Annotated in this window: 11 protein-coding genes; 7 read left to right on the plus strand and 4 right to left on the minus strand. The window is 67.9% G+C overall.

Annotation, left to right across the window (positions count from 1 at the left end):
• Window positions 1-149: 149 nt before the first annotated feature.
• Window positions 150-2,291: a PPE family protein gene (locus ACNQS7_RS27470; RefSeq protein ID WP_418015022.1), complete on the plus strand. Its 2,142-nt coding sequence runs from the start codon at window positions 150-152 to the stop codon at window positions 2,289-2,291.
• Between the two features lie 16 nt (window positions 2,292-2,307).
• On the opposite strand, the gene ACNQS7_RS27475 is transcribed toward ACNQS7_RS27470, so the two are convergent.
• On the minus strand, window positions 2,308-3,072 hold the full coding sequence (locus tag ACNQS7_RS27475; protein WP_418015023.1) for an SDR family NAD(P)-dependent oxidoreductase: 765 nt from the start codon (window positions 3,070-3,072) through the stop codon (window positions 2,308-2,310).
• A 25-nt stretch (window positions 3,073-3,097) separates the two neighbouring features.
• Between ACNQS7_RS27475 and ACNQS7_RS27480 the strand changes: the two genes are divergently transcribed.
• Both ACNQS7_RS27480 and ACNQS7_RS27485 read left to right on the plus strand, forming a co-directional pair.
• The gene (locus ACNQS7_RS27480; protein ID WP_418015024.1) at window positions 3,098-3,700 is read left to right on the plus strand and encodes a TetR/AcrR family transcriptional regulator; all 603 of its coding nucleotides are present in this window, start codon (window positions 3,098-3,100) and stop codon (window positions 3,698-3,700) included.
• Window positions 3,701-3,792: 92 nt separating this feature from the next.
• Window positions 3,793-5,556 carry a PE domain-containing protein gene (locus tag ACNQS7_RS27485; RefSeq protein WP_418015025.1) on the plus strand — a complete coding sequence of 588 codons (1,764 nt, stop codon included), beginning with the start codon at window positions 3,793-3,795 and terminating at the stop codon, window positions 5,554-5,556.
• A 2-nt stretch (window positions 5,557-5,558) separates the two neighbouring features.
• Here the strand turns inward: ACNQS7_RS27485 and ACNQS7_RS27490 are convergent, their stop codons facing one another.
• Complete coding sequence (locus ACNQS7_RS27490) at window positions 5,559-6,233, minus strand: O-methyltransferase (RefSeq protein ID WP_418015026.1); 675 nt, start codon at window positions 6,231-6,233, stop codon at window positions 5,559-5,561.
• Window positions 6,234-6,511: 278 nt separating this feature from the next.
• Here ACNQS7_RS27490 and sigE point away from each other — a divergent pair, with 278 nt between their 5' ends.
• From sigE to tatB, 4 genes are all read left to right on the plus strand, one after another.
• Window positions 6,512-7,213, plus strand: coding sequence for an RNA polymerase sigma factor SigE (sigE, locus tag ACNQS7_RS27495; RefSeq protein ID WP_396890781.1), 702 nt, complete (start codon window positions 6,512-6,514; stop codon window positions 7,211-7,213).
• A 155-nt stretch (window positions 7,214-7,368) separates the two neighbouring features.
• A complete protein-coding gene (gene rseA / locus ACNQS7_RS27500; protein WP_310772245.1) occupies window positions 7,369-7,755 on the plus strand; it encodes an anti-sigma E factor RseA in 387 nt (128 codons plus the stop codon).
• A gap of 167 nt (window positions 7,756-7,922) precedes the next feature.
• On the plus strand, window positions 7,923-9,434 hold the full coding sequence (locus ACNQS7_RS27505; RefSeq protein ID WP_418015027.1) for a S1C family serine protease: 1,512 nt from the start codon (window positions 7,923-7,925) through the stop codon (window positions 9,432-9,434).
• Between the two features lie 52 nt (window positions 9,435-9,486).
• The gene (tatB, locus tag ACNQS7_RS27510) at window positions 9,487-9,873 is read left to right on the plus strand and encodes a Sec-independent protein translocase protein TatB (protein ID WP_055578002.1); all 387 of its coding nucleotides are present in this window, start codon (window positions 9,487-9,489) and stop codon (window positions 9,871-9,873) included.
• Between the two features lie 20 nt (window positions 9,874-9,893).
• On the opposite strand, the gene ACNQS7_RS27515 is transcribed toward tatB, so the two are convergent.
• The gene (locus ACNQS7_RS27515; RefSeq protein WP_418015028.1) at window positions 9,894-11,045 is read right to left on the minus strand and encodes an Mrp/NBP35 family ATP-binding protein; all 1,152 of its coding nucleotides are present in this window, start codon (window positions 11,043-11,045) and stop codon (window positions 9,894-9,896) included.
• Window positions 11,046-11,088: 43 nt separating this feature from the next.
• Window positions 11,089-12,516, minus strand: coding sequence for a lytic transglycosylase domain-containing protein (locus tag ACNQS7_RS27520; protein WP_418015029.1), 1,428 nt, complete (start codon window positions 12,514-12,516; stop codon window positions 11,089-11,091).
• Window positions 12,517-12,529 lie beyond the last annotated feature (13 nt).

Below are 12,529 nucleotides of genomic sequence, written 5' to 3' on the forward strand. Positions count from 1 at the left end.
CGTTCAGTCCGCGTCAAGAGGGTCGCACGCCCGGCCGAGATCGTCCGAAAGGGCCCGCCCCGCTCCACGTTTCGGTACGGTTTGTCGCGGGCTGCCCTGGTGACAGGGCCACACCGCAGATTGGGCGGCCCGAAAATTCAGGGGGGCTGATGAATTTCTCGATTTTGCCGCCGGAGATCACCTCGGCGCAGATCTTCTCCGGCGCGGGATCCGGGCCGATGTTGGCGGCGGCGCGGGCCTGGGACGGGCTGGCCGCCGAGTTGGCGTCGGCGGCTGAGTCGTTCAACTCTGTGACGTCGGGGGTGCTGCAGACGTCGTGGCAGGGCGCCGCATCCACGGCGATGGCCGCTGCCGCCGCGCCGTACTCGTCGTGGTTGAGCACGGCGGCGGCCCACGCCCAGACAGCGGCCGGTCAGGCCAGCGTGGTGGCCACGGTGTTCGAGTCGGTGCGCGCGGCAACGGTGCATCCGCAATTGGTGGCGACGAACCGGAGTCAGTTCATTTCGTTGGTGCGGTCGAACATCTTCGGCTTCAACGCCCCAGCCATCGCGGCCGCGGAAGCGCTCTACGAACAGATGTGGGCCCAAGACGTGACCGCGATGTCGGGCTATCACGCCGGCGTGTCCGCGGCCGCCGCGCAACTGGCGCCGCTTCAGCAATTCGCGCAGGCCCTCAACCAAGGGCTCAATCTGGGAATCGGCAATATCGGCGACTTCAACGTCGGCGGCGGCAATATCGGAAGCTTCAACTTCGGCGCGGGCAACAGCGGCCCGGGCACCGGCGGCAGCGGCAACTTTGGCCTCGGCAACTACGGCTCGTTCAACATCGGCGCCGGCAATGGAAACGCCACGCTGGGCGTGGCCGGCGCCCCCTATCCCGGTGCGGCTACCTACAACATCGGGCTGGGCAACATCGGCCAGTTCAATGTCGGGCTGGGCAACGTGGGCACCGGCAACATCGGTTTCGGAAACGGGAACCTGGCCGGCGCCGTCAACGGAGCTGCCTCCGCCTTCAATGTCGGACTGAACAATCTCGGCAGCTACAACTTCGGCATCGGCAACTTCGGCCTCAATAATTTCGGTCTCGGGAACGTCGGCAACAACAACATCGGTATCGGGCTCACCGGTAACAACCAGATCGGCATCGGAGGCCTCAACGCCAATAACGCCGGCTGGAATTTCGGACTGGGCAACAACGGCAGCTTCAACTTCGGTTTCGGCAATACCGGCGACGGCAACCTGGGACTCGCCAACACCGGCCACGGCAATATCGGCATCGGACTGACCGGAGACAATCAGATCGGCTTCGGCGGCTTCAACTCCGGCAGTGGCAACACCGGCCTGTTCAATTCGGGCGTGGGCAACTCCGGATTCTTCAACTCCGGCGCCGCCAACTTCGGCTTCGCCAATTCCGGGTCTCACAACGTGGGACTGGTCAATTCGGGTGCCGGCAGTTTCGGTCTCGGAAATTCCGGTAGCACCAACACCGGCGTGTTCAATGCCGGCAGCTTCAATACCGGCTCGTTCAATGCCGGCAGCACGAATATGGGTCTGGCGAACTCCGGCAATGGCAACCTGGGCGCGTTCAACTCCGGCGGCACTTCGCTTTTCGGTCACAACGTGGGCTTCTTCAACGCGGGCAACCACAACGTGGGTTCGTTCAACGCCGGCTTCGGCAATGTCGGTTACTCGAACACCGGCATCGGCAACACCGGCGGCTTCAACGCAGGCGGCAGTGGCACGGATCCCGTTTTCGGTACAGGTTTCCTAGGACTGGGCGGCAACACCGGGTTCTTCAACACCGGCTTCACCAATACCGGCCTGTTCAATTCCGGCGACACCAACACCGGGCTGTTCAATTCCGGCGACGTCAACACCGGCTTCGGCGGCACCGTGATCAACACCGGCAACTCGGGCTTCGGGAACGCAGGGACGGGCAACTCCGGCTTCTTCAACTCCGGCAACTTCAACTCCGGACTGAACAACACCTCCGCCGGTGGCTACGGCTCGGGTTGGGGCAACTCCGGTGGGGGCCTGGACAACGCGGGCTTCTTCAATGCCAGCGATGCCGGTACCGACACCGGCTTCTTCAATTACGGCGCCGGAGGGTTCAAGGTGGGCTTCTTCAACGCGGGCAACCACGACATCGGCGTCGGCAACGCCGGCTACTACAACACCGGATTCTTCAACACCGGTCAGCACAGCTCCGGCGTGGGCAATACCGGTCCCGGCGCCGACTCAGGCGGGTTCAACGCGGGCGTCGGGCAGTCCGGTTTCTTCAACCGCGCCTGAGTGACACCCCCTGGCTTCACACCGCGGCCCAACCCCCGTCCACGCTGAGGATGGTGCCGTGGATATTGGCGGCGTCGTCGCTGCTCAGGAACACGACCGCGGCGGCGACCTCCTCCGGCGTGCTCATCCGGCGCGACGGAATGCGGGCCAGCATCGGCCCGACGCTGTCGGCGAACTCGAGCGCGCGCTCGGTGCCGATCGGACCGGGCGCCACGGCGTTCACCCGCACCCCGGACGGTCCGTACTCGTCGGCCCACGACTCGGTAAAGGAGTGCAGCACCGCCTTGGTGCCGGAGTAGATAGCGGAACCGGCCGACCCGCGCAGGCCGCTGATGGAACCGACGTTGACGATCGCGCCGCGACCGCTGCGGGCCATCTGCGGTGCGATCAGCCCGGTCAGCAGGAACGGCGCAAATACGTTGACGGCGAACGCATCGGTCAGCTCCCGCTCGCCGATATCCGCGGTGGGGGTGGGCATCAGCAGCGTGGCGGCGTTGTTCACCAGGATGTCGAGGTGGCCGTCCGCGGCGATCATGGCGCGCTCGGCGATTCCGGCGATCGCTTCCGCCCCGGCGCCCAGATCGCCGTCGACGAAGGTCGCGCGGCCGCCCGATGTGGTGATCCCGTCGACGACGGCTGATCCGCGGGAAGCGTTGCGCCCGTTGACGATCACGTGGGCGCCATGGGCCGCCAGTGCCCGGGCGATGGCGGCGCCCAGGCCGGCGGTGGCGCCGGTGATCAATGCGGTGCGTTCGGACAATTGCGTAGTGTTTGCGCTCATGGGTCCACAGACTCCGGTATTAAAAATGGACTCGCAAGTCCAGAAACTGACCGCCAAGGGACGGGCTACGCGGCAGCGCATCATCGAGGGCGCGGCCCGCGAGATCCGCGCCCACGGCATCGCGATGACCACCCTGGACGACATCATGGCCCGCAGCCACACGTCGAAAAGCCAGCTGTTCCATTACTTTCCCGACGGCAAGGATCAGCTGCTGCTGGCGGTGGCCGCCCACGAGTCGGCGCTGGTGATCTCCGACCAGCAACCACATCTGGGAGCCTTGACGTCCTGGGCGGCCTGGCAACGGTGGCGAGACGTCGTGGTGGACCGATACCGGCGTCAAGGTCAGAACTGCCCGATCGCGGTGCTGATGTCGGAGATCGGCCGCACCACCCCGGGTGCGCAGGCGGTGACGGCCGAGCTGATCTCGCAATGGCACGGCGCGATCGCCACCGGAATCCGCGCGATGCAGGACAGCGGAAAGGTCTCGGCGCGCACGGACGCCGACCGTGCCGCGGCCGCGCTGCTGGCCGGAATCCAGGGTGGGGTCGGCATCATGCTCGCCACCGGCGACCTCTCGTATCTGGAGGCGGCACTGGACAACGGGATCGCGGTACTACGCGACTCCTGACAGCGCAGAAAAACTCGTCGATTCCGCATCTTTTTTCGGTGGCTGGTGCCAAGATGTCGGTCGGGCTTAATTACGCATCGAGGAGTAGCGAAATGTCGTTTGTGGTCGCGGGACTGGACATGATCGAAACTGCGTCGGCGCAGGCCGCGCAGATCGGAGCGGCCGTCGGCGCCGGCAATGTGGCCGCAGCGATCCCCACGACCCAGCTGGCCGCGGCGGCTGCTGACGAGGTGTCTGTCGCCGTCGCGGCGCTGTTCGGCACGCACGCCACCGAGTACCGCGCGGCAGCGGTCCAGGCGGCGGCGTATCACCAGGAATTCGTGAAGAATTTGGGCGCGGCAGCGGCCTCCTACGGCGGTGCCGAGGCGGCGATCCTGACGCAACTGGAGGCCACTCTGCTCGGCGGAGGGTTCGCCGCCGCGCCCGTGGAAGCGCTGAACGAATTCACATCCGGCGCGTTCCAGGCCCTCGTCTACAAGCCCGTTCACTCGGCCGGGCAGGCATGGATCTTCAGCCCGCTGGGCGAGGCGATCGATCCGATCCTCAACGCGCCCACCCGGGCATTGTTCGGGCGCGACCTGATCGGCAACGGGGCTGCCGGGACCGCTGCCTCACCCAACGGCGGGGCCGGCGGGTTCCTGCTCGGCGACGGCGGCCCCGGCTATTCCCCGACCGGCGGTCCGCTGCCCCTGACCGGTGGGATCGGCGGAAACGCCGGGCTGATCGGCACCGGTGGGATCGGCGGTACCGGTTGGGCCGGTGGTGCGGGCGGCACGGGTGGCGTCGGCGGCCTGCTGATGGGGAATGGCGGACGGGGCGGCCTGGGCGGTGCGGGGTTGCTCATCACCGATCCCGGCGGTGCCGGCGGCGCCGGCGGCCAGGCGCTGTTGTTCGGTGACGGTGGGTACGGCGGCGCCGGCGGGGCCGGTAACCCGACCGGGTCCTTCGGGGCGCGCGGATATCCCGGCCTGTTCATCGGCCTGGGCGGTTCCACCGTCCCCGTCCTCAACGACCAACTGGTCACCATCGAGTTCGTCCGCCACGGTCAGACGGCGAGCAACGTGGCCGGCATCCTCGACACGGCGGTACCCGGCCCTCCGCTGGACGCGACGGGCGTCCTGCAGGCGGCCAACATCGCCAACGTGCTGAACGGCCAGGGCATCTTCGGTGGGATCTTCGACTCGCAGATGATCAGGACGCAGGAAACGGCCGCGGCGCTGGTGGCTTACGCGGGACAACCGGCCGCCGTCGTGCTGCCCGGGCTCAACGAGATCAACGCCGGCTTGTTCGAGGACTTGCCGCAGATCCCGGCGGGATTGCTGTATCTGGGCGGCCCCCTGGTCTGGACGCTCGGCCTGCCCGCCTTCCCGATGCTGGCCCCGCTTTCGACGAACCCGACCGGGCTGAACTTCGCCGCCGGGTTCAACAGCGCGGTGCAAACCATGTACAACGTCGGGGCGTCGGCTCCCGGCCACGCTGTCGTCGCCTATTCCAGCGCACTGACCATCGAGACCGGCACGATGATGATGGTCGACAACCCGAACCCGCTGTTCCTGCTCACCCACACGTTGCCGAACACCGGTGTCGTCGTGGTGCAGGGCAGTCCCGCAACCGGCTGGACCATGCTGAGCTACGACGGGGTGCCCGTCGGGCCCGCGAGCTTGCCGACACAGTTGTTCGTCGACGTGCGCAACTTCGTCACGGCGCCGCAGTACGCCGGCTACGACATCGGGACCGCGCTGCTGACCGGCAATCCGGCGACGATCGTCAACGCCGTTCGCGACGGCGTCCGCGAGGTAACCACCGCTACCGTGCACTTCCCGTTCGCTATCGCCGAGACCCTGATCGGGGCGTGACGCTAGTCGCGCACAGCGGCCAGCAACCCGTCGCCCAGCGGTATCAACGCCGGCGTCAGGCGTTCGTCCTCCGCGATCAACCGGGCGGCTTCGCGCACCGCGGCCACCTCGGCGTCACGCGCTTCGGGATCACCGGCACGGCCGCCCAGGGCCGCCCGGTGCACGACGATGACCCCGCCGGACCGCAACAGCCGGACACCTTCGACCACGTACTCCGGCTGATCGATCGGATCGGCGTCGATGAACACCAGGTCGTAGGAGTCGTCGGCCAACCGGGTGAGCACTTCCTGGGCGCGTCCGCTGATCAGCCGGGTGCGGGACGGCCCTACCTGCGCCTCGGCGAAGGCCTGCCGGGCCAGCCGCACATATTCCGGTTCGATATCGATGGTGGTCAGGACGCCGTCGTCGCTCATGCCCGACAGCAACCACAGTCCGCTCACGCCCGCCCCGGTGCCGACCTCGGCCACCGCCTTGCCGCCACTCAGCTTCGCCAGCAGACTCAGCAGCGCTCCGACCGCGGGAGTGACCGCGCCGGCGCCACTGTCCACGGCGCGTTCCCGGGCGCCGGCCAGGATCGCGTCCTCCGATATCGACCCTTCGGCGTGCGCCACAAGCGAATCCGCCCTGCTGCGGGTCGCGTGGCCGGTCTCGTCGCTGGTGTTGGACGTGCCCTCCATGTCCGCAGAGTATGCCGAACCGCTGGTGCCGTCGCTCAGGCGCGCCCGTGAACACCGGAGGCGACACGCCCGGGATCTGATGGCGGAGCGAGGTCATAGCAAACTCCATAACCGCTGGAAGTCGTAGGTAACAGTATGGTTTCTCAGCTAAAGCTCAGACTGCTCATACCTCGCCCACACTCGGGTAGGCGACGGTAAGCCGTATGGAACGCGGTGCACTGTGGGGCGAGGCCGGCGGGAATACGGAATGGGAACTTCGTGTTTCGGCGAGTGGAGAAATGCCGACCCTGGATGGCAGGGGAAAACCGGAGGAACTGAAAATCACCACTTTGAGCCCGACCACCATGTCGCACCCGCAACAGGTTGCCGATGACGACTGGGTGGAACCATCTGACACGTTGCTCGGCACCGCGATTTTCGACGCGACCGGCGACAAGGCCACCATGCCGTCCTGGGATGAACTGGTGCGTCAGCACGCCGACCGGGTGTACCGGCTGGCCTACCGCCTCTCCGGCAACCAGCACGACGCTGAGGACCTGACACAGGAAACCTTCATCAGGGTTTTCCGGTCCGTCCAGAACTACCAGCCCGGCACTTTCGAAGGCTGGCTGCACCGCATCACCACGAACCTGTTCCTCGACATGGTCCGCCGCCGGGCCCGCATCCGCATGGAGGCGCTGCCGGAGGACTATGACCGGGTGCCGGCCGACGAGCCGAACCCGGAGCAGATCTACCACGACTCGCGCCTTGGCCCGGACCTGCAGGCCGCCCTGGACTCGCTGCCGCCGGAATTTCGTGCCGCGGTGGTCCTGTGCGATATCGAAGGTCTGTCGTACGAGGAGATCGGCGCCACCCTGGGCGTAAAGCTCGGCACCGTTCGCAGCCGGATCCACCGCGGGCGCCAGGCGCTGCGCGACTACCTGGCCGCCCATCCCGAAATGGGGCTCAACGACGACCGTTCGATGCGGACGGCCAGCTGAACAACCTGCCTTGGCCGAACCATCATTTCGGCCACCGCACGGTTGCCAACTGATCCCAAATTCCGGGGATTGAAGGTTCGATCATGGTTATCAAGCAGCACACCGCGCTACATTCGAGATACAAATGGCTTAACAGGGCGCGGAGGGAGTTGGTGATGGCCGACCGGGGAGACGTGTTCCGGCGTGCGTTCTCGTGGCTACCCGCTCAATTCGCCTCCCAGAGCGACGCCCCGGTGGGCGCCCCGCGTCGCTTCCGCTCCACCGAGCACCTCTCGATCGAGGCCATCGCCGCGTTCGTCGACGGCGAGCTGAGGATGAACGCTCACCTGCGCGCCGCCCACCATCTATCGCTGTGCCCGCAGTGCGCGGCCGAAGTGGACGATCACAGCCGCGCTCGGGCGGCGCTGCGCGACTCGCACCCCATCCGCATCCCGAGTTCGCTACTCGGGTTGCTGTCCGAGATTCCGCACTACCCGCACGACGACGGCCTCCCGCTCCAGGACGACTTCGCCGAGCGCGACGATCACCGGAAGCGCCGCTAGCTTGACGTTTGCGTGCCGACGCGGGCCTAGGCGCGGGTTCGTGCCGACCGCCGGGGATCCGTGGATACTAGGGTGGGACATCAACATGACTTCCAGGGCCGTGCGGTCCTTTGCTGCGCAGACGGCCGGCCCGGTGCCGGGCCCCGAACGGATCTAGAAGAGGAACCGTGAGCTCCGACGAAGGCAACAACAGCGGCCAGGACACCGAACGGCTGGCACCGCGCCCCATCTACCGGCCGCCGGTAGACCCTGGATCGCGTCAGACATTCGGCCGTCCGGCGGGGCAGCAGGGTTCCTTTGTCGCCGACCGGGTTCGTCCGCAGAAGTACAAGGACCAGTCCGAGTTCCGGCCGCACGACAAGCCGGCCGATCCGGTACTCGAGGAGGCCTTCGGCCGCCCGTTCGGCGGCACCGAGACACTGCAGCGCCATCCGATCGATGCCGCCGCGCTGGCCGGCGAGAAAAACGGTGAGCCGGACGAGCCGGAGGATCCATGGCGCGACCCGGCTGCGGCGGCGGCACTGGGGACTCCCGCGCTGCCTCCGGTGGTGACGCACGGCGAACTGCGCCACAGCGGCAAGCTCGGCGTCCGTGACGTGCTGTTCGGCGGCAGAGTGTCCTACCTCGCGCTGGCCGTGCTGCTGCTCATCGCGCTGGTGATCGGCGCGATCGGTGGGGTGATCGGCCGTAAGACCGCCGAGGTGGTCGAGGCGTTCACCACGTCAAAGGTGACGCTGTCGACGTCGGGCAATGCCGAGGAACCGGCCGGCCGGTTCACCAAGGTCGCAGCCGCCGTCGCCGACTCCGTGGTGACCATCGAGTCCAAGAGCGACCAGGAGGGGATGCAGGGTTCCGGCGTCGTCATCGACGGGCGCGGCTACATCGTCACCAACAACCACGTCATCTCGGAAGCCGCGAACAATCCGAGCCAGTTCAAGACCACGGTGGTGTTCAACGACGGCAAGGAAGTGCCGGCCAGCCTTGTCGGCCGCGATCCCAAGACCGACCTGGCCGTGCTGAAGGTCGACAACGTCGACAACCTGTCCGTGGCGCGGCTCGGCAACTCCGACAAGGTGCGGGTCGGTGACGAGGTGATCGCGGCCGGTGCCCCGTTGGGTCTGCGCAGCACCGTCACGCATGGCATCATCAGCGCGCTGCACCGCCCGGTTCCGTTGTCGGGAGAGGGCTCTGACACCGACACCGTTTTGGACGCCATCCAGACCGACGCCTCGATCAACCACGGCAACTCCGGTGGGCCACTGATCGACATGGACTCCCAGGTGATCGGCATCAACAGCGCGGGCAAATCGTTGTCCGACAGCGCCAGCGGGCTGGGTTTCGCCATCCCGGTCAACGAGATGAAGCTGGTCGCGGAGACGCTGATCAAGGATGGCAAGATCGTGCACCCGACGCTGGGCATCAGCACCCGGTCGGTGAGCAACGCGATCGCCTCGGGCGCGCAGGTGGCCAATGTGAAGGCCGGGGGACCCGCGCAGAAGGGCGGCATCCTGGAGAACGACGTGATCGTCAAGATCGGCGGGCGCAAGGTCGCCGACTCCGACGAAGCCGTCGTCGCCGTGCGGCAGCTGACCATCGGTCAGGACGCGCAGATCGAGGTGGTCCGCGACGGCCGTCACGTCACGCTGACGGTCAAACCCGACCCCGACACGAGCTCGTGATGATCGCAAGCGCGGCGCAGCCGGGCGCGGCGGGTCATCACCATCTGACCTGATGTTCGCCAACATCGGCTGGGGGGAGATGCTCGTCCTCGTCGTGGTCGGGCTGGTGGTGCTCGGCCCGGAGCGGCTGCCGGGCGCGATCCGCTGGACGGCGGGCGCCCTGCGGCAGGCGCGCGACTACCTGAGCGGCGTCTCCAACCAGCTCCGCGAGGACATCGGGCCCGAATTCGACGACATCCGCGGCCAGCTCAGTGAGTTGCAGAAGTTGCGCGGTATGACCCCGCGCGCGGCGCTGACCAAACACCTGCTCGACGGCGACGATTCGATCTTCACCGGTAACTTCGACGCGCCCGCGCCGCAACCCCCGGCTCAGCCGCCGGCGCCGCCGGCGCCACCCGTGGCCCCCGAGCGCACTCCGTTCGACACCGACGCCACCTGAGCCGCGTCTGCTCGCGCCACTTACCGCCGGGTGGGGTCCAGGCCTAGCGACATGCCCGCCAAGCCCCGACGACGCGACGACAGCCCGTCGGCGATGCGCCCCAATTCCTTTCCCACCGCGGAGTCCGGGGTGCTGAGCACCATCGGCACACCCGTATCGCCGGCCGCCACCAGCGCGGGGTCCAGCGGAATCTGGCCCAGCAGCGGTACATCGGCGCCCACCGCCCGCGACAGCCGCTCCGCGACCTGCTGGCCGCCGCCCTCGCCGAACACCTGCATCGTGGAGCCGTCGGGCAGCGTCAGGCCCGACATGTTCTCCACCACCCCCGCGATCCGCTGGCGTGTCTGGATGGCGATGCTGCCCGCCCGCTCGGCCACCTCGGCAGCTGCGAGCTGCGGCGTGGTCACCACCAGGATCTCGGCGTTGGGCAGCAACTGCGCCAGCGAGATGGCGACGTCGCCGGTGCCGGGCGGCAGATCGAGCAGCAGCACGTCCAGGTCACCCCAGTAGACGTCCGACAGGAACTGCTGCAGCGCGCGGTGCAGCATCGGCCCGCGCCACACCACCGGAGTGTTGTCCTTGGTGAACTGGGCGATCGAGATGACCTTCACCTCATGGGCGATGGGCGGCAGGATCATGGATTCCACCTGGGTGGGCCGATCGGTGGTGCCCATCATCCGGGGGATGGAATGCCCGTGAATATCGGCGTCCAGCAGGCCGACGGACAGCCCGCGGGCGGCCATCGCCGCGGCCAGGTTGACCGTGACCGTGGACTTGCCGACCCCGCCTTTACCGGACGCGACCGCATAGACGCGGGTCAGTGAACTGGGCTGGGCGAACGGGATGACCGGTTCGGCGGCATCCCCGCGCAACTGCTTGCGCAGCTCGGTGCGCTGCTCGTCGTTCATGACGTCCAGGCTCACCCGTACGGTCCCGGTGCCCGGGACGTCGGTGACCGCCTGGGTCACCCGCTCACTGATTTCGGCCTTCTTCGGGCAGGCTGCGGTGGTCAGATAGATCTCAACGTGCACGCTGCCGTCGGCGCCCAGGTCGATGCTTTTGACCATCCCGAGCTCGGTGATGGGGCGTCGTAGTTCCGGATCGATCACCTTGCCCAGCGCGGAGCGGATAGCGGTGGTCAGATCGGTTGCGTCATTCTGGGTTGCGGACATCAACGCCGAGTGTAGGCGGCTTGGGCGCAAGCCCTCCCGACGGTCAGCTGACCGGGGCGAGCACCGGTTCGCCGGGGGCCGGCGGGACCGGCTGCGCCGGTCCGGCGGGCTTGGGCGCCGGGGCGCCGTTGGGTGCCCGCGTTGCCGGCGCTGCCGGAGCCGGTGGTGCAGCCGGAGCGGGCGGCGCCGGAGGTGCTGCCGGAGGCGGCGCGAACGGGTCAGGGAACGCCGGAGCGAACGGGGGAGCCGGGGGAGCCGGGGGTGCCGCCGGAGCGATGACGATCCCGCCGTTGGGGATGGGACCCGCACCCGGGGGCAGCGAGTCAGGCGTCTGCGAACTGATGCAGATCAGAGTGCAGCCCGGAGTCGCCACCGGAGCCGGCTGCGGCACCTGGGCGGGCGGCATCCACGGCCACATCGGCGCCTGCGGGTTCGGGTAAAGGGAATTCGGGAACTGCGAGACGATCTGCGGTTGCCCGAAGTCGATCAGCGGCATGTGCTGGCCCATCGGGTCGCCAACGCCGAGCCCGGTCACATTGAGCGGCAGGTTGGGGCCCAGCCCCTCCGTGTGCTCGAGGTGCGCATCGCCGATCGGGGGCGGCGGGCCGGTGATTGGCGGCAGGTCTACCGGAACCACGCCGGTGGCGTAGGCGGCGGCCCAGCCAAGCACGTTCTGGGCGTACGACATCGAGTTGTTGTAGCGCAGGATCGCGGCCATCACCTGCTGCGGATCCCGCAGGTTGAGCCCGCCGCTGCACAGGTACCGCGCCGCGGCCAGGGTGGCGTCGAACAGGTTCTGCGGGTCGGGTATCCCGTCGCCGTCACCGTCGACGGCATAACGTGCCCAGGTGCCGGGGAGGAACTGCATCGGGCCCATGGCGCGGGCGTAGGTCACCCGGTTGCCTTGGTCCCGCTGCATGATGACCTCGTTGCCGGGCAGCGTGCCGTCCAGGGCCGGACCGTAGATCGGGTTGGTCGCGGTGCCGCGGGCATCGACAGCACCGCCGCCCGCGTGGCCCGACTCGATGCGTCCGATGCCGGCGAGCAGGTTCCAGCTGACTCCGCAGGCCGGTTGCGCGGCCGACATCTTCTGCTCGGCGTTGCGGTAGGCCGACAGCGCCATGATCGGAATCCCCAGCGCCCCAGGGGTGTTGACCACGGTCGGGGGTGGCGGCGCGGAACTGGCGGCCGCCGCGACGTGGAAGCTGGTCGGCACCCGCTGGATGGAGATGACCGTGGGGCCGGACAGGTCGGTGTGCGGAGCGGGACCGACGGCTGCCACCGGTGTGATGGCGGCACGGTGCGGCTGGTTCTTGCCCTGCAGTGAGGGCGCCGCAGCACCGACCGCACTGGCGAAGATCAGGGGGGAGATCATGGCGACGCCGAAGACGGGGGTGCGTGTGACGCGTACTGCCGTCTGTCGCACCTTCGCGACGGCCGGGTTGTCAGCCCAGCGTCCCCCTATGTGCACCTCGGACCGTCCT

It is taken from the genome of Mycobacterium sp. 23 (assembly GCF_048287075.1).
Taxonomy (GTDB): domain Bacteria; phylum Actinomycetota; class Actinomycetes; order Mycobacteriales; family Mycobacteriaceae; genus Mycobacterium; species Mycobacterium gordonae_B.

Bases quoted from the DNA above. Each gene is read 5' to 3' on its own strand.
- ACNQS7_RS27470 (WP_418015022.1), top strand. From the start codon at position 150: ATGAATTTCTCGATTTTGCCGCCGGAGATCACCTCGGCGCAGATCTTC.
- ACNQS7_RS27475 (WP_418015023.1), bottom strand. From the start codon at position 3,072: ATGAGCGCAAACACTACGCAATTGTCCGAACGCACCGCATTGATCACC.
- ACNQS7_RS27480 (WP_418015024.1), top strand. From the start codon at position 3,098: ATGGACTCGCAAGTCCAGAAACTGACCGCCAAGGGACGGGCTACGCGG.
- ACNQS7_RS27485 (WP_418015025.1), top strand. From the start codon at position 3,793: ATGTCGTTTGTGGTCGCGGGACTGGACATGATCGAAACTGCGTCGGCG.
- ACNQS7_RS27490 (WP_418015026.1), bottom strand. From the start codon at position 6,233: ATGGAGGGCACGTCCAACACCAGCGACGAGACCGGCCACGCGACCCGC.
- sigE (WP_396890781.1), top strand. From the start codon at position 6,512: ATGCCGACCCTGGATGGCAGGGGAAAACCGGAGGAACTGAAAATCACC.
- rseA (WP_310772245.1), top strand. From the start codon at position 7,369: ATGGCCGACCGGGGAGACGTGTTCCGGCGTGCGTTCTCGTGGCTACCC.
- tatB (WP_055578002.1), top strand. From the start codon at position 9,487: ATGTTCGCCAACATCGGCTGGGGGGAGATGCTCGTCCTCGTCGTGGTC.
- ACNQS7_RS27515 (WP_418015028.1), bottom strand. From the start codon at position 11,045: ATGTCCGCAACCCAGAATGACGCAACCGATCTGACCACCGCTATCCGC.